The sequence below is a fragment of the Polyangium sp. 15x6 genome, assembly GCF_029960785.1.
Classification (GTDB): Bacteria; Myxococcota_A; Polyangia; order Polyangiales; family Polyangiaceae; genus Polyangium.
On sequence record NZ_JASBQE010000035.1, the window covers coordinates 96790 to 112381 of the forward strand.

The 15592-nt window shown below is 68.4% G+C and carries 12 protein-coding genes; 5 read left to right on the plus strand and 7 right to left on the minus strand.

The features are described 5' to 3' along the window. Positions 1–819 precede the first annotated feature (819 nt). The 3 genes from QHF83_RS25260 (at position 820) to QHF83_RS25270 (ending at position 5518) form a co-directional block, all read left to right on the plus strand. Positions 820–4005: a TonB-dependent receptor gene (locus QHF83_RS25260; RefSeq protein WP_282420485.1), complete on the plus strand. Its 3186-nt coding sequence runs from the start codon at positions 820–822 to the stop codon at positions 4003–4005. Positions 4006–4163: 158 nt separating this feature from the next. After that, positions 4164–4418 carry a hypothetical protein gene (locus QHF83_RS25265; protein WP_282420486.1) on the plus strand — a complete coding sequence of 85 codons (255 nt, stop codon included), beginning with the start codon at positions 4164–4166 and terminating at the stop codon, positions 4416–4418. A gap of 593 nt (positions 4419–5011) precedes the next feature. Beyond that, entirely contained in the window at positions 5012–5518 is a 507-nt protein-coding gene (locus QHF83_RS25270) for a hypothetical protein (RefSeq protein ID WP_282420487.1), read from the plus strand. Between the two features lie 371 nt (positions 5519–5889). Here the strand turns inward: QHF83_RS25270 and QHF83_RS25275 are convergent, their stop codons facing one another. The 7 genes from QHF83_RS25275 to QHF83_RS25305 form a co-directional block, all read right to left on the minus strand. Then, positions 5890–6498, minus strand: a complete 609-nt coding sequence (locus tag QHF83_RS25275; RefSeq protein WP_282420488.1) for a hypothetical protein — start codon at positions 6496–6498, stop codon at positions 5890–5892. 506 nt (positions 6499–7004) lie between these two features. Beyond that, positions 7005–8048, minus strand: coding sequence for a glycosyltransferase (locus tag QHF83_RS25280; RefSeq protein WP_282420489.1), 1044 nt, complete (start codon positions 8046–8048; stop codon positions 7005–7007). Further along, positions 8045–9244: a hypothetical protein gene (locus QHF83_RS25285; RefSeq protein WP_282420490.1), complete on the minus strand. Its 1200-nt coding sequence runs from the start codon at positions 9242–9244 to the stop codon at positions 8045–8047. Before QHF83_RS25285 ends, QHF83_RS25280 begins: the two co-directional genes overlap by 4 nt. A gap of 51 nt (positions 9245–9295) precedes the next feature. Further along, positions 9296–10804, minus strand: a complete 1509-nt coding sequence (locus QHF83_RS25290; RefSeq protein WP_282420491.1) for a HAMP domain-containing sensor histidine kinase — start codon at positions 10802–10804, stop codon at positions 9296–9298. Then, positions 10794–11492 (minus strand): response regulator transcription factor, encoded by a 699-nt coding sequence (locus tag QHF83_RS25295; protein WP_282420492.1) that lies wholly within the window; start codon positions 11490–11492, stop codon positions 10794–10796. Before QHF83_RS25295 ends, QHF83_RS25290 begins: the two co-directional genes overlap by 11 nt. A 104-nt stretch (positions 11493–11596) precedes the next feature. Beyond that, on the minus strand, positions 11597–12895 hold the full coding sequence (locus QHF83_RS25300) for a hypothetical protein (protein WP_282420493.1): 1299 nt from the start codon (positions 12893–12895) through the stop codon (positions 11597–11599). Between the two features lie 361 nt (positions 12896–13256). Then, positions 13257–13709, minus strand: a complete 453-nt coding sequence (locus QHF83_RS25305) for a hypothetical protein (RefSeq protein ID WP_282420494.1) — start codon at positions 13707–13709, stop codon at positions 13257–13259. A 255-nt stretch (positions 13710–13964) separates the two neighbouring features. On the opposite strand from QHF83_RS25305, the gene QHF83_RS25310 reads away from it, so the two are divergent. Then, complete coding sequence (locus QHF83_RS25310; protein ID WP_282420495.1) at positions 13965–14966, plus strand: alpha/beta hydrolase; 1002 nt, start codon at positions 13965–13967, stop codon at positions 14964–14966. Between the two features lie 374 nt (positions 14967–15340). Continuing rightward, the coding region (locus QHF83_RS25315; RefSeq protein WP_282420496.1) for a hypothetical protein at positions 15341–15592 on the plus strand (252 nt) is incomplete at its 3' end.

Genomic DNA, 15592 nt, shown 5'->3' on the forward strand with positions numbered 1-15592 from the left:
AATGACGAGACACCGCTCGACAATGCTGAGCGTGCTGATATCGGGCTTTGGTGGGGCAGGATTGACGGGTGCGTGCGGGTCGCCTCTCGATCCGGGGCCTGGCGAGTCGTGGGACTCCACCCGACATCCCGACCGAAACGTCGACCGAATGTGCAGAGCCGATGCCCAAGCCGTGCATGCTTGACCGCATCCCGCTCGTGGGAAACCCGGAGACGGAACATCTCCGCAACAAAGTCCCGCCGGAAAAAGAGGTGGTGCAGATCAACAAGGTTACGCCGTACACGCCGTGACGCGGTAGGCCCCACGGAGTTCACGCCCGCCGAGCTCGAGACGCTCCTTCTCCCCACGCCCAAGCCGGAGCGCGTACTGGGCGCCCAGCGCAGGCTTCAGAAGGTCGGCATCACCTGGCCCGGCTCGCCCGAGATCCCCGAGGAGCCGACATAACGGGCCAACCCCTTTTTGCGGCGACCCGTCTCCCCAAATGAAGGCTCGAGCTCGCACCGATTGACCTACCTCGTCGCAAAGCGGAAGCGGTCGCGGTAGCGCGAACGGCAAACGGAGGCTGTCGCGGTCGCGGAAACGGGGCTGTAACGACGGCGCGTCAGTGTCACGCGCGCGTGACACCTTCCGTGCAGGTGTCCTGTCTCGATGCCCAGGATTCCGCGGCGCGAATCGGGTGGTACGAAGCTTGCTAACGTGCAGGCCATCGTCTCGAGAAGGCAAGGTCTCGACCCCATCAGCCTTGGAAATCGAATCGTCATGCGCTTGCTTCATGGACCCCGATGGTTTTCCCTGGCGGCGACCTTTTGCCTCGGTCTCTTGGCCGCCTCCTCCGCCTCCGCCGCCGGAGACGCGGTCCTCACCGGGACCGTCCGCGACCAGGCGACACGAAAGCCCCTCGCCGACGTCGTCGTCACCGTGACCTCCCCCGCGATGCAGGGCGAGCAGATCGTCGTGACCGACGCGTCCGGCACCTATCGCGTTTCTCAGCTCCCCCCGGGCGAATACATGATCCGGGTCGAAGTGGATGGGCACAAGCCCTCCTCGCGCGGCGGGATCACGCTCCGGACGGGCACCACGTTCCGCGCCAACATCCTGCTCACGGAGTTCTTGCCGAACGACGAGGAGATCCTGCTCATCGGCCCCATCCCGTCGGTCGACATCGGATCGATGACGACAGGTTTGATCGTCGATTCGGATGTCTCGCATCGCCTCGCGGTGGCGCCGCCGGGAGGTCGAGCCTCGGCCGTGCGATCGTTCGAGAGCCTCGGGGCGCTCGCGCCCGGCGCCCAGCCGACGAGCCTCGGCTTTTCCATCCACGGCTCGTCGGCGCCCGAGAACCGGTTCCAGATCGACGGCGTCTCCGTGGGCAGCGCTTCGGACGGCATCAACGACACGCCGCTCTCGCTCGAGTTCGTCCAGGAGGTCCACGTCGCCACGGCCGGATACATGCCCGAGTTCGGCCGTACCACCGGCGGCGTCTTCGACGTCGTCACGAAGGCGAGTGTCGACGGGTTTCACCGATCGTGGGTGGATCGCAACGAGTTTCGCGGGTCGATCTTCGGCAGCTACACGCCGGGCGCGCTCGAGGGAGGACGAAACCCCGTGCGCGCGGAGGGCACGGTGGTCGCCGTCGATCAGAAGCTCGGCGCGATGCGTGATTTCGGGTTCGAGCTCCGCGGACCCATCAAGGAAGATCGCCTGTGGTTTTACGCGGGATTGAACGTGGCCTTCCAGGACCTCGACATCGTGCGTTCGCTGAGCCGTCTGCGGTACGAGACGAACCCCGATGGATCCGTGAAGCTCGACGCGAGCGGCCATCCCATCAGCCTCCGCGATGAAGACGGATTTCAGCTCACCGCGCCCATCGAGGGCGGGACGCGTCGCTACATCGCTTCGAAAGAGACGCTGCAATACATCGGCAAGCTCACGTGGTTCATCAACGCGCCGCAATACGATCCGTTGCATACGTTGACGCTCTCGGTGTTCGGTTCGCCCACGTGGTCCGGGGGGGACGGGCGGATCTCGCTCAATGGGATCACGGGCACGCCCACGCCGATCGACACGAGCTCGCTGGCAGGGCAATACGCGGCCTTCGGGCGGCGGGAAGAGCAGATGAGCAACACCGTCTCCCTCAAGCTCTCGTCGGCGTTCCTGCACAAGATGCTCCTCCTCGACGCGACGATCGCATATCATCACGCCTCCTCGAGCCGCCTGCCGGTCGACGGGGCGGGGATCGGCAGCGGGAAGGGGCTCGACGCCGTCCCCGGGATCGCCTGGACGCGTGGGGCGCCGCATAGCATCGCCGATTTCGAGGATCTTCCGGCAGGGAGCGGCTGCGAGCCGAAGGGGTCGACGAACGTCATCCATTGCCCCGTGCGCGCCTACCTGACGGGTGGACCCGGGAACGTGAACGAGTCCATCACGAACCGCTTCCAGGGGAACGTTGTCGTCACGTACCTGTTCTCGGCGCTGGGGCACCACGTCATCAAGGCGGGGCTCGACGTCGAGGTGTCGAACAGCCTGTTCGCCCGGGCGAATACGGGGAACGTGTGGTTTTCGGAGACGTGGGATGGCTCGGGGTGGCAAGTCTGGCGCATGGGCAACCAGACGAACCCGGACGACGTCTACGTCCCGAAATTGCAGTCCTCCACGACGCACTCCACCCTCGTCGGCGGGTATGTCCAGGATAGCTTCAACATCCTCGACCGGGTCACGTTGAACGCAGGCTTGCGGTACGACGCGCAGGTGATCTCGAGCAACGAGGGGATGGGCATGGTGCTCCCGAACCAGTGGTCTCCACGCGTCGGAGTCATCTACGACCCGACCCGTTTTGAACGGTCGAAGATCTTCGCGAGCTACGCGCGTTATTACGAGAACGTGCCCCTCGGCCTGGCCGACGCCTTGTTCGTCCGGCGGCCCCTCACCGTGTCCGAAGTGTCGAGCTCGGTGTGCGACCCGAGCGACCCTGCGAAGGTCGCGGCCTGCCTGGACCCGAAGAACAACCTCACGATCGGGCAGCCCTACGCACCGAACCGGCGATGGGGTTCTCATGGCGGCGATCGCGCGCTGGTGGATCCGGAGATCGAGGCGCAGTCGATGGACGAGATCTCGGCAGGCGGCGAATACGAGATCTTCCGCGACGCGCGCGTGGGCGTCAACTACGTGCACCGTTCGATCCACCGCGTCATCGAGACCATGAGCCGGGACGAAGGCATGTCGTTCTTCGTGGGGAACCCCGGCCATGGCGCGGGCTCCGACTTCCCCGAAGCCCGGCGCGACTACGATGCGGTGACGGTGTTCTTTCAGAAATCGTTCACCCAGCGGTGGCTCGCGCTCGCCAGCTACACGGCGTCGTATCTCCGCGGGAACTACCCCGGGCTCGCCTCGGGGGCCTATCCGTCGCCCCACATGCTCTCCGACTTCGACCTCCTGTCGCTCCAGCCGAACCGCGACGGCCCGCTCCCCGGGGATCGGCGTCATTCGGTCAAGGTCTTCGGCGCCAAGGAGTTCGTCCTCTCGAAGAACGTCGGCATCAACATAGGAGTGGGCTACACGGGCACGTCGGGCGCCCCGCTCGACGTCCTCGGCGCTCACCCCTCCTACGGCAGAGGTGCCGCCTTCATCCTGCCCCGCGGCGCGGGGGGCCACTTGCCCTGGGTCCACAGCGTCGATTCGAACCTCGCCGTCGGCTACAAGGTGAGCAAGGACAGCACGCTCTCCGTGAGCGTGGACGTGTTCAACCTGTTCAACTTCCAGGCCGAGACCAGCCGCGATCAGTCGTTCACGTACGCGAACGTCCGGCCCATCGACGGCGGCACGGCGGCGGACCTGCCGAACAAGGGAGAGGCGGCGTGCGCCACCGGCGCGGGTTGCCGCTACAAGCTCGTGAATTTCGAGGACGGCTCGCCCTTCGATCCCGCCGACCGAAACCCCAGCTACGGCAGCCCCACGTCGTACCAGAGCCCGAGGACGATCCGCATGGGCATGCGGTTGACCTTCTGATGGCGGAACGAGGAGACGAGCCATGAATCGCCACGACGCCCGCCAACTTTCATGATAGGGACAGGAGGAACATGCTGAGCGCGGTCCTGGTCCTCCTCGGCGTAGGCGTTGCCCTTACCGTGATGCATCTCCGCGACCAACGGCGATCGGGAGCGAACATGGCAAAGCATTCACGCCGCTTCGACCTCGAAAGCCTCGTCCCTCTCCTGCCAGATGAGCTCCGACAGCAGCCGTTCACCGGCGTACGAGAGCACTGGCGGGACGGTCGAATCTTCGTGGGCCTCTTGCTTCCGTTGCCTCCGGGCGCCAAAATTCCGTGCGGCAACCCGGCAAACGTGGGCCTCGAATTCGACGCCGAGACGGGAGACCTCATCGCCGTCCACCCCGAGGGTGTCGCGCTCGGCATCAAGTAGACGACATCGCTCGTTGGGCTCGGGCGTGCGCCCGAGCGCGCGTCCACGCACCTCGCGAGCACGTCCACGGACACGACGACCGCGACGACGCGCTTGGCGACCACGTCCACGGACCCCGCAAGCACGTCTTCGGACCTCGCAAGCACGTCTTCGGACGCCGCGAGCACGTCCACGGACGCCACGAGCGCGACAACGCAGTCGGCGAGCACGTCCACGTACCTGCACGAGCGCGACGACGCAGTCGGCGAGCACGTCCACGGACCCCGCAAGCACGCCTTCGGACCCCACGAGCGCGACGACGCAGTCGCCGAGCACGTCCACGGACCCCACCGAGCGCCACGACGCAGTCGCCGAGCACGTCCACGGACCCCACCGAGCGCCACGACGCAGTCGCCGAGCACGTCCACGGACTCCACGAGCGCCACGACGCAGTCGCCGAGCACGTCCACGGACCCCTCGAGCACGCCTTCGGACTCCGCGCGCGCGTCCACGCTCTACCCACACGCCAAAAGTGTGCTCCAGGCGGATGATGAATACCCGCCCTTCGTCGAACGCGCACACGGGACCCGCTCCCCTTTTCCCAGGAGGATCACATGTCGGAGAACGCAATCGGCAAGTATACGGGCAATGGCGTCATCGATGTTTCGTCGTTCAAGCAGAAGCTCGTCGACGTCAAGCAAGGCGATCTGCCCAAGCTCAAGCGCTCGAAGCCGGGCTGCGCGGGCGTGCTCGCCGACCTCGCCGCCGCGATGCCCGACCACAGCCAGGAGGCGCGTATCCATCCGGACGTCTACGCCGACATCGTGGAGACCACGCAGCTCATCCAGGCCATCCGCGCCCAGCGCCCCGAGGCCGACAAGCTCGCCGAGGTTCTTCGCGAGAGTGAAGCCTTCTACGAGGACAAGCTCGAAGGGCTCCTGAGCAGGGTCGCCAAGATGGTCGTCGACACCGCGAAGGACGAGAACAAGCCCAGCCTGCTCGCGACGTTCGAATCGACGATCCGGTATCGCGCGCTCTACGCAGACAGGAGCGTCGCCACCCGGCGCAAGAACCAGGAAAGCGCAGCCGCGTCCGCCGCGGAGCCCACGAACGAAGCATAGAGGGTTCTCATCTGGCAGGCGCGTCGCTGGGGCGTTGCCCCAGGCCCCACCCGGGGCTATCCGCCCCGGGACCCGGACCAGCGCAAGCGCTGGACCTTTGGTCGATGAACTGCGCGATGCGCAGTTCATCGAACAGGCCGAGGCAACCGGCGGGCGCCCCTGCCCATCAAGACGCCGCGCTACCCTTTCGACCGGCGACGCGGTCCAACCGGTCCGTTGGAAGAACTGCGCATCGCGCAGTTCTTCCACCCCGGGTCCAGCGCTTGCGCTGGTCCGGGTCGAGGGGCGGATAGCCCCCGCGGGGCCCGGGGCAGCGCCCCGGCGCGGCGGCCCCAGCCCAAGACCGCCCCGCGGGACGCCCTACCGCGCGCTTACAAGAGCTCCTCGCATTCGATCCCGGTGATCGACAGCCCCCAATCGTCGCCGATGTCCCAGCGGCGGAGCTCGGCGTCGATGATGCGGAGCGCCTCGTCGGCGTGGCGGAAGTCGCTGATGCGGCTCGACATGTTCCACTGGTCGAGCGGCGCGTTCGAGTCGGCGCACGCCCCGAGCCCCAGGGTATGGGCGTTCATCTTCCCGAGCGTCTTCCTCATCGCCCCGAGCGCCGACATGCCGATCGCCATGTAGTGCACCTTCGGGCACGCGACGGGGTCGGCGCCGGGGGCGTCGCATTCATTCGGATCGCGCTTGCTGTAATCGATCCGGCGCTTTCCGTGGCCGTGCACGCGGATGTAATACTCCGGGGCGTCCGGATACGAGCCCCTACAGGTCTTCGGCGGCTCGAACGAGACCCCTTCGGCGCTCGAGACGAGCGTGATCTGCGAGGGCTGCCCTTTCACCATTGCGCCCGGGCAGTTCTCCGCGGCCAAGGGCGGCGGGGGAGGTCCGCAGCCGACGAAAGCGGCGCAAGCCACGAGGACGAGGACGTGAAACCGCATTGTCACGAGCGCTTCGCGCCCGAGGGCTCGTTGTCTGGGCATGCCATGTCTTCTCCGGCGGACGTTTTGACGAACCGTGCACGCGCCGTCCAGGCAGCCATCGTGCCAGCCCGAGCCGCCGGCTCCGACACCACCGCCGACACCTGGCTGTCGACAGGGCGTCCACTCCCCCGCTTCGGTTGTGGACGCCCCGTCGACAGCGCTCGTGCGAGAGTGATGGCTCGGCCGCCGCGCCGGGGCTCTGCCCCGGACCCCGCGGGGGCTGTCCGCCCCTCGACCCGGACCAGGGCAAGCCCTGGACTCGGGGTGGAAGAACTGCGCGATGCGCAGTTCTTCCCACGGGCCGGTGCAAGACCACAGGCAGCGTTGCCGGTCACGGCGGTCTTGATGGGCAGGGTCGTCGCCGGTCTTGCCTCGGGCCTGTTCGATGAACTGCGCATCGCGCAGTTCATCGACCACGGGTCCAGCGCTTGCGCTGGTCCGGGTCCAGGGGTGGACAACCCCTGGTGGGGCCTGGGGCAAAGCCCCAGCGCAGCGCCTGCCGAGCATCACGCAGCCGCCGTTGCCAGCCGATCGCCGTCGCCGTGGTACGACAGCGCCTTCCCTCGGAAGCCGCCGTCGTGCACGCCGAAACGCGCGCCGAATGTCGAGCGCAGGATCGACCCCACGGCGTCCGCTGCCGAGATGCCACCCACGAGCAATAGACATGCGGCTTTCCGCGCCCCGTCGATCTCGGAGAGCCCTTGCTCGCCCATGGCCCGCGCGGAGAAGCCCAGACGCACCGAAAGCACTCCGAGCGGCGACAGCGGGCCGAGACGGCTCAGCCATTGCCATTCCGCGGGCAAGAATGCGCGGCCGAGATACGGGGTGATCTCCACGGTATCGGCTCCACGCAAGAAGCGCAGACGCAAGAGCTCGGCGGCGCTGTCGGGGAACCGGTGCGTCGTGTGCGCGGCCGGCTCGAAACGAATACGTACCCCGTCTCCGGCGAGCCGCAGGCCGAGCGCCTGGCAATGGCCTCGGTAAATGCCCTCCGCGGGCTGGTACCGCCGGGCCGCGAAGACGTCGCGCCGGAAGGCGACGTTGTTTGCATAGAAGTTTCGCGTCGTGCCCTCGCCGAGGGGGCTCGGGAAGTACATGAAATCGATCGCGGTCGCGGCGATGCCGAACAGATCGTCCCGGTACGTGGTCCGGCCGGCCACGACCTCGGTGCCCGCATCCGCGGCGAAGGGCGCGAGCAGGCGCTCGAGCCAGGCGGGGTCGGGCCAGCAATCGGCGTCGCCGAAGACCACGACGTCCGCGGTGGTGGCGTCGAAGCCGCGATTCTTGGCGTCGTAATATCCCACCTCCGGGCCGATTTCGAGGAACCGCACCTCCCGCCCCGTCGCCTCCCCGAGGCGCGCTTGCTCCCGCGAAGAGAGGCCGTCGTGGGTGATCACGATCTCGTCGAGCTCGCGGAGCGGGAACGTCTGCGCCCCGAGGTGGCGGAGCAGGCGCTCGAGGCTCTGCACGATGCGCTCCTTTTCGGTGGTGCCTCGCAGGTTGTTGGTCTCGAGGACGAGGGCTGTGGTGGGGCGATTCGTGGTCTTCATGAAGGAACCTCGTTGTGGTGTTGGGTGGAGACAGCGCGCATCCGCCGCAGAGGGGCGGATGCGGCGATATCGAGGAGACAGCGGGCCCAGCTCTCGTGGATCCTGCCCACGAGGGCGGACGCCGAGGGGCGCGCGAGGGCCGCGCCCGCCGAGGGGCCGAGGGCGCGGAGGGAGCCGCGCAGGCGGGCCTCGAGGCGGCCGGGGGCGTCGATCTCGACGCCGACGAACGCGCCCGCGGGGCACGACGCGAAGACAGCCGTATTTTGCCGTTGCTCCGGCTGGTCCGTGAGGAGCGCGAGGAGCGGGACCCCGAAGAGCCGCGCCATCCCCACCGCGCCCATGCCCGGCGCCGAGACGAGCAGATCCGCCGCGGCCGCGACGCTGCCGAAATCGGGATCGTAAGGCCGAAAGGCAGGGCGCGCGGCATACCCCTCGCCCACCGCGTGCATCACGTATCCCTCCGCGGCGAGGGATTCTTCGATGGCCGAGGCCACGGCCGGATCCGCGAAATGGGGATTGAGGTACACGGCCGCGAGGCGCGCGCCCGGGGCGAGGCCGAGCGAGGCCCGCACGTCGGCCGCGGACCTCCGCGGCGACGCGACGATGGGCAGGAGGCGGTGGCTCCGCCGCGCAGGGTCCCGATCCCCGGCGAGCGGCGCGGCGAGGGTATGCTCGATCCGCGCGTGGGCCCGATCTCGCAAGGCCCGCACGAGCGCGCCGAATCCCTTGTGGGCGAGCGCCGGGCCGCGGCCCTCGAAATGGCCCTCGATGGCGCGCCAGATGTTCTCGCCATACACGTGGACCACGGGGCACGGGAGCGCGTGGCCCTCGCCGGCCGGGCGCGAGCCGGTGAGGAGCAAGAGCGGGTGGAAATCGTTCACCACGTACGCCGCGCCCCGGGCAAACTCGGAGAGGCGGCCGAGATCCGCGGCGCCGCGGCTCGGGGTGAAGAGATATCGCAGGATACATGCCTCGGTCCGGGCCCGGGCCATGTTCTGGTGGGCGTCGTAGACCAAGCTGTAATGGGCGGACAAAAGCTCGGAGGGCGTGCCAAGGGCCTGGAGGAAGGTCCGACCGTCCTCCGAGGTGGTGATCACGTCCACGCGAACGCCGCGCCGGGCGAGCAGGCCCCGCACCAGGTGAGCGCGCATCAAATGGCCGCGGGCGTCCGCGGCGGCGAGCCATACGATCCGCAAGGCAACCTCCCTTCGACACGAGGAGGTTGCACCCGCCGTATGGACGGCGCGCTAGCGCGGAGGTGAAACGTCGTCGGAATGGATGTGGACGCCGTGTGAAACGATCGGGAGGCGGAGGGTGAAGAGCGCGCCTCGCCCCGGCTTCGATGCGGCCACGAGGGTGCCGCCGTGGGCCTCGACGATGGCCTTGGCGAGGGCGAGGCCGAGGCCCGTGCCCTGCCCCTTTCCCGCGGGCCGGTCCGTGAAGAATCGGTCGAAGATACGCGGCAGGTTTTCCGGTGGGATGCCGGGACCGGTGTCCTCGACCTCGATCACGCATTGCCCCGCGTCCACGCGCACGCGCGCCCGCACGGCGCCGCCCTCGCCGGCGAAATCGGCGGCGTTGTCGAGCAGGTTGCGGACCGCCGCCTCGATGCGGGCCGGGACGACCTCGACCGGCGCAGGCGCGACGTCGAGCTCGAAGGTGATGCCCGCGTGGCGCTCGTCCTTCTGGAGGGCCGAGGCGATGACGGCGACGAGCTCCGCGGCGTCGAGCGCCGTCCGCTCCTCGCTGGGCAAGCCAGCCTCGGCGCGCGCGAGCTCGAGGAACTGGCTCACGAGCGCGTCGAGCCGCTTGCTCGAATCGAAGAGGACCTGGCGCAGGCGCTCGATCCGCTCCGGGTTCGGCGGGCCCTCGCCAGGCAGGGCCTCGGCGGCGGCGCGCACGGCGGCGACCGGGCTCTTCAGCTCGTGGACGAGGTCGGCCATGAAGGCGTGGTTCTTCTGGCTGCGCTCGGCGATCGCGGCGAGCAGGGTGTTGAAGGCGCCCGCGAGGTCGCCGATCTCGTCCTTTTCGCGCACGGGGATCGGCGGGCCGGAGAGGGGGCGCGGGGCACGCTCGAGGACCTCGGCGCGGAGCTCCTCGATGGGCCGGACGATGCGGCGGCCGAGCCACCAAGCGAGCGCGAGGCCGCCGACGAGCACGAAGAAGCTCAACTTGAGGAGCGGGTACCGCACGTCGGAGATGGCGCGAATGACGCGCGGCGAGCTCTTCTGCGCGAGCACGACGCGCGCGGACGTCGTCGAGGAGACACGCAGGGCCGCATGGCACACGAGGAGCTTGCCCCCGAGCGCGCGCTCGCAGCCCTCGGCGTGCCCCTCGGCGAGCGCGCGCTGGACCTCGGGACGCTCGGCGAGGCGCGGCGCGAGCTCCTCGTAGGTGCGGAGCGTGGGCGCGCCCTCGGGGCCGAAGAAAAGATCGCCGATCCGGTCGCGCAGCGAGGTGGCCGGATCGTGATCGTGATCCGCGAGGACGACCCCCGCGGCGTCGATCACGCGGAGCCGCACCCGCTCGCCCGCCGCGGCTTCTTCGATCGACGTCGCGAGCGTGGAGGATACGTCGGGGGTCGTGGTGACGAGCGATCGAGCCGCCTCGGCTGCGCGAAGGACGCGGGCGCGCACGCGATCCTCTTCGCCTGCGTCGTCGTACCGGGCGCCGAAGACGATCCCCACGGGCGCGAGGACGACCGCGAGGACCACGGCGAACGTGCGACGCCGGAGCGAGTGTCTCCTAGGCGCCACGGTCCTTGTACCGGTACCCGGCGCCGACCACGGTCTCGATGCCGTCGAAGGCCGGCTCCACGGCCTCGAACTTGCGGCGCAGGCGCCGCACGTAGGTGTCGACGAGGCGCGCGTCGACGACGCTCTCGTCGCCGCGCGCGAGCTCGAGCAGCCGCTCGCGCGAGAAGACCACGCCCGGGCGGGCGACGAGCGCTTCGAGGAGGCGGAACTCGGTGAGGGTGACGGCGATCGGCGTGTCGCGGTAGCGCGCCTCGATCCGCTCTGGATCGAGGCGCAGCGGCCCCGCAGCGATCACGCCCCGGGCCGTCTCGGCGCTACCGAGCGTCTGCTTCCGGCGCAGGAGCGCGTGGACCCGCAGGAGGAGCACGCGGGTGCTGAAGGGCTTGGCCACGTAGTCATCGGCGCCGAGCTCGAGCCCGAGCGCCTCGTCGATCTCGGAGTCCCGCGAGGTGAGCAGGATGAGCGGCACGAGGTTGCCCGCCTCGCGCAGGCGCCGGCACAAGCTGAAGCCGTCGAGGCGGGGCATGTTGACGTCGCTGATCACGAGATCCGGGCGATCCTGCGTGACACGAGCGAGCCCCTCGATCCCGTCCTTCGCGACGATCGCCTCGTGCCCCGCGTCCTCGAACGCGAGGGAGAGCACGGAGGCAAGCGCAGCGTCATCCTCGATGAGGAGCAGTTTTCCCATGCGTGCGAGGACCGGAGGATCGGACACGCCCGGAGCGACGTCAATGCACCTCTGCTTTCGCTCCCCTTCCCCACCCCATCGGCTCCAGCGGCTTGCTCGGCGGCTCAGAGGCCGAGGTGCGGATGTCCGACAGGAATCTTGAATCGAATCTGCTTGCCGAAACGTCGAGCGAGCCTGCTCCGCCACGGACCATCGATTTCCAGTTCACCCAGAGGTGGCGGCTCATAGTTCGGGGCGCCTACGCGGGCCACCCTCACGATCGAGGCACGCCGATCCCCGGTGGACCCGATACGGATCTCCTCGATACCCGAGAGCCTTTCGGCATTGCTGTAGAGCAACGCGGCGCCCCGGTTCGTGAGCGTATCGGTGAAATCGAGTCGTCGGAGCTGAGGAAGGAGCGGCGACGCCAGGATCACTTCGAGCAGCTCGTCGCCCTTCGACTCACAGGCCCAGACCTCGCGAAGCTTCGGCATGGCGCGGGCGGAGCTCAACATCTGCGCGGACCAACGTAGGCTGTCCGCATGACTCCCACGTGGTCGTAGGACCAGGATCTCCAGGTCGGGCCACGAGGCATCCACGTCGGAAGGCCTCCAGTCCACCTGCTGATCACGCACGTCCAGCATTCGAATGCCATGGAAGGGGCCCGCTCCGAAATGCGACGTGCCGTTGTACGTTCCGAGGCGTCCGGGTCTCGCGAAGATCGAGCGGAGAGGGTCGATGGAGACGCTCGACGCGCCACTGACGAAGAGGGACTCGAGGGTCTGCGGGCGACGTTCAGCTACGCGTTCGACCAGCCAGGGAGCCGCACCTCCGCTCGTGATGCCGAGCGAGAGCCTTCTGAGCAACCTCGTGTAGGGATGGACGAGGACGGCTTCCACCTGCTCGCGGCTGGTGGCATCGCCTTCATGAATCTGCAAGGTCAGCTCGCGAAGGAAGCCTCGCGCCCAGACGAACGGCCAGCCGTGCATACACGATGACAAGAACGGGGCCAGCGCGTAGAGTTCCCTGTTCTGCCGCTCCAGGATGGCATGTCGTTCGTCGCGGTTCGGTTTCCGCCCCTGTCGCTCCGAGGCGCAATCGAAAAGGATCAACTCCGCGCGAGGGTCACCGTTTTCGGCGAGCCAGCGGCCGTACGCCTCGTATAGCCCGAGGTCGTCCGGTGAAGCGACCAGGAGGGCTTCCAGCTCCGGATGTTCCCGATGGACCAAGTGCGCCCCTCTCGCAGAGCGCCGAACTGTTCGGCGCTCTAGTGATGCGTCGCGCCCGACGCGATGTACGACCGCTCCGTTCCGACCGCGCAGGTCGCGAACGCCTTGCAGTCGGCCGCCGCCTCGCAGGCGTCGCCCTGCTTGAGCAGCCGCTCCAGCTGGTCGGCTGGCGTGCGGGTCGCCATCGCGTTGCACATCGCGTCGATCTTCGCGGGCTCCATGTCGCTCTCCCACTGGACGCGTGATTCCTTCAGGACCACGTCGCGCCCCTCGGTCTTGACGCGCTCGCCGATGCCCTTCGGCATGTCGAGCTCGATGCGGAGGTCGAGCACGGCGGACAGGTAGTCGTCGTTGCACGTGGCCTGCCGCGCGTAGTAGCGATGGCACATCGGCCCGAGATCGGCGATGGTGCGCGCGTCGGACGTTGCAGGTGGCGGAGAGGAGGACCCGCCACACGCGGCGAGCAGGAGCACGAGGACGAAGCTGCGGCCAGACGACATGCCGCGATGATACGTCACGGCGGCGCGCGGAGGGTAGTGTCCGCCATGGGGAACGCCTACTTCTTCACGAGCGTCGAGCAGATGGCGAGCGCTTGCTTCGCTTTCTCGAGCGTCGGCGGCGCCTCCGGCGGACGCGACGAGCATTGCACCACCGTTTCGCCCTTCTGGTACAGGCGTAGCACCGGGAACGTCTTGCCGTCTTTCCCGTCGTCCTTGGAGATGAAGCCGTCGGCCGTCTCGACGTGGAAGCCCTTCGACCCGAAATTTTCCTTCTCATCGGCCAGCGTGCCCTCGGTGGGGTGCACGTCGATGACGTAGCCGTCGAGCTTGATGCTGATCTTGCCGAATTTTTCCGGTGGGGCAGTCACGCCAGGAGGCAGGCCGATCGCCAACCCCTCGAAACCATCGCCCCCCTGCAGCTCGACGAGAGGCAGCTCGTCTTTCTTCGAGCAACCGGAGGCGGCAATCGCGGCGATGAAGAGCAATCCGAGGCCGAATGTTCGCTTCATGGGGGCGCGATTGTAGAGCCGAACCTCCGCCGTCGACGCGTTACGGTGTTCGCGTTTCTCCTTCCCGGTGAGGAGGCCCGTTCGCGCGCTCGCGGGAGCTCGTCGCCACGGTGCCCGAGGCTACCGTTCGCATCTCGAAGCGGAGGAGGACGGCCAGGCACATGCGCTTCAGGCGTCGTCGTCGATTGGGTGTCCCTCCGTCGATTCTGGCCTCGGCCGCTTCATCCGCTACAACTGGACGGATAAGGAGACTTCATGAAGCGCCCTCTCGCGAATCCCCCGTTCGACCCCCAGATCGCGCCGCTCCTGCCGGCCCTGGAGGGATATGTGCCGGTCGGCATGACGCCCGACCGCCTGGCGCATTTCCGGGCATTGAAGATGCCGACCATCGAGGAAATCATCGGCGACCTGCCCGTCCAGTGCGTCGACCACACGATCACCGGCTACGACGGCGCGGAGATCGTCGTCTCGGTGATCTCCCGCAAGGACCACCAAAAGCCCGGCCCCGGGATCTACAACATCCACGGGGGCGGCATGGTCATGTGCAATCGGTTCGCGGCGGTCCACCCGCTGGTGGACTGGGCCATGAAGCACGACGCGGTGGGCGTCACCGTCGAATACCGCCTTTCGCCCGAGCACCCGGCCCCGATCCCCGTCGAGGATTGTTATGCCGGCCTCGCATGGATGGCGGAACATGCCGAGGAGCTCGGGTTCGACCCCGAGTGCCTGGTCATCTTCGGCGGCAGCGGCGGCGGCGGGCTCGCGGCGGGCACGACGCTCCTTGCGCGCGACCGGAAGGGACCGAAACTGGCCGGACAATTGCTTCAGTGTCCGATGATCGACGACCGCAACGAGACGGTCTCCTCCCACCAGTACCAGGGCACCGGCATCTGGGATCGCACGAGCAACCTGACGGCCTGGACGGCCGTGCTCGGCGACAGGCGTGGCACCGAAAACGTTTCTCCCTACTCCGCGCCGGCGCGCGCCATCGACTTGCGTGGCCTGCCGCCGACGTTCATCGACGTCGGCGCCGCCGAGGTGTTCCGTGACGAGGACGTGGCTTACGCCAGCGCCATCTGGGCCGCCGGCGGCGATTGCGAGCTGCACGTATGGGGCGGCGCTTTCCACGGGTTCTACGACATCGCCCCCGAGTCGGAGATCTCCAAGGCCTGCCTCGCCGCGCGCGAGGCCTGGCTCGCCAGGCTGCTTTCCCGCTGGCGCGCGAAGCAAGTGCCCGCCGGCGAAGACCGTCGCTGATCCCCTCCCCGCTCGCGCCCTCTGCCGGCGGACCCAGGCCGGCCCCCGTCGGGCGGACGATCGCTTTTTGATATCCCCACGATAAGAGCTCCAATCCCCCTGAATACGCGACGAGGAGGTCCCCTCCTACGGTGCTCCGCGGGCCCCTGTTCGTGTTCTGACATTCGCGGTTGACAGGCGCAGTGGGCCCTATCTACGTTCAATCCCCGACGGGAGGTCCAATGCGGGGTTCTCTTACACTTGGTGTGCTCCTTGTGCTTCTGGGCTGTAACAGCGGCGGCGGCAACGGCGGTGAAGGAGGTGGGGCCGCCAGCACGTCCGTCGGTGGAGGGACGGCATCGAGCGGCAGCGGGGGGCAAGGCGGCACAGGGGGCATGGGAATGGGCGGAGCCGGCGCCGGGGGCAGCGGCGGCATGGCCGGCACCGGGGGTGACGCGACCGGCGGACAGGGCGGCGTCGGCGGAGGCGGAGGCTCGGGTGGCATCGGCGGCTCGGGCGGAGGCGGCACCGGAGGCTCGGGTGGCGGCGGCGGCGGAGGCTCGGGCGGCACTGGCGGCTCGGGCGGCGGCGGCGGAGGCTCGGGCGGAGGCGGCACCGGCGGCTCGGGCGGCGGCGGCGGAGGCTCG

Excerpts from the sequence above, each read along its gene's own strand:
- QHF83_RS25265 (WP_282420486.1), top strand. The coding sequence starts at position 4,164 with ATGGCAAAGCATTCACGCCGCTTCGACCTCGAAAGCCTCGTCCCTCTC.
- QHF83_RS25270 (WP_282420487.1), top strand. The coding sequence starts at position 5,012 with ATGTCGGAGAACGCAATCGGCAAGTATACGGGCAATGGCGTCATCGAT.
- QHF83_RS25275 (WP_282420488.1), bottom strand. The coding sequence starts at position 6,498 with ATGCCCAGACAACGAGCCCTCGGGCGCGAAGCGCTCGTGACAATGCGG.
- QHF83_RS25280 (WP_282420489.1), bottom strand. The coding sequence starts at position 8,048 with ATGAAGACCACGAATCGCCCCACCACAGCCCTCGTCCTCGAGACCAAC.
- QHF83_RS25295 (WP_282420492.1), bottom strand. The coding sequence starts at position 11,492 with ATGGGAAAACTGCTCCTCATCGAGGATGACGCTGCGCTTGCCTCCGTG.
- QHF83_RS25305 (WP_282420494.1), bottom strand. The coding sequence starts at position 13,709 with ATGAAGCGAACATTCGGCCTCGGATTGCTCTTCATCGCCGCGATTGCC.
- QHF83_RS25310 (WP_282420495.1), top strand. The coding sequence starts at position 13,965 with ATGAAGCGCCCTCTCGCGAATCCCCCGTTCGACCCCCAGATCGCGCCG.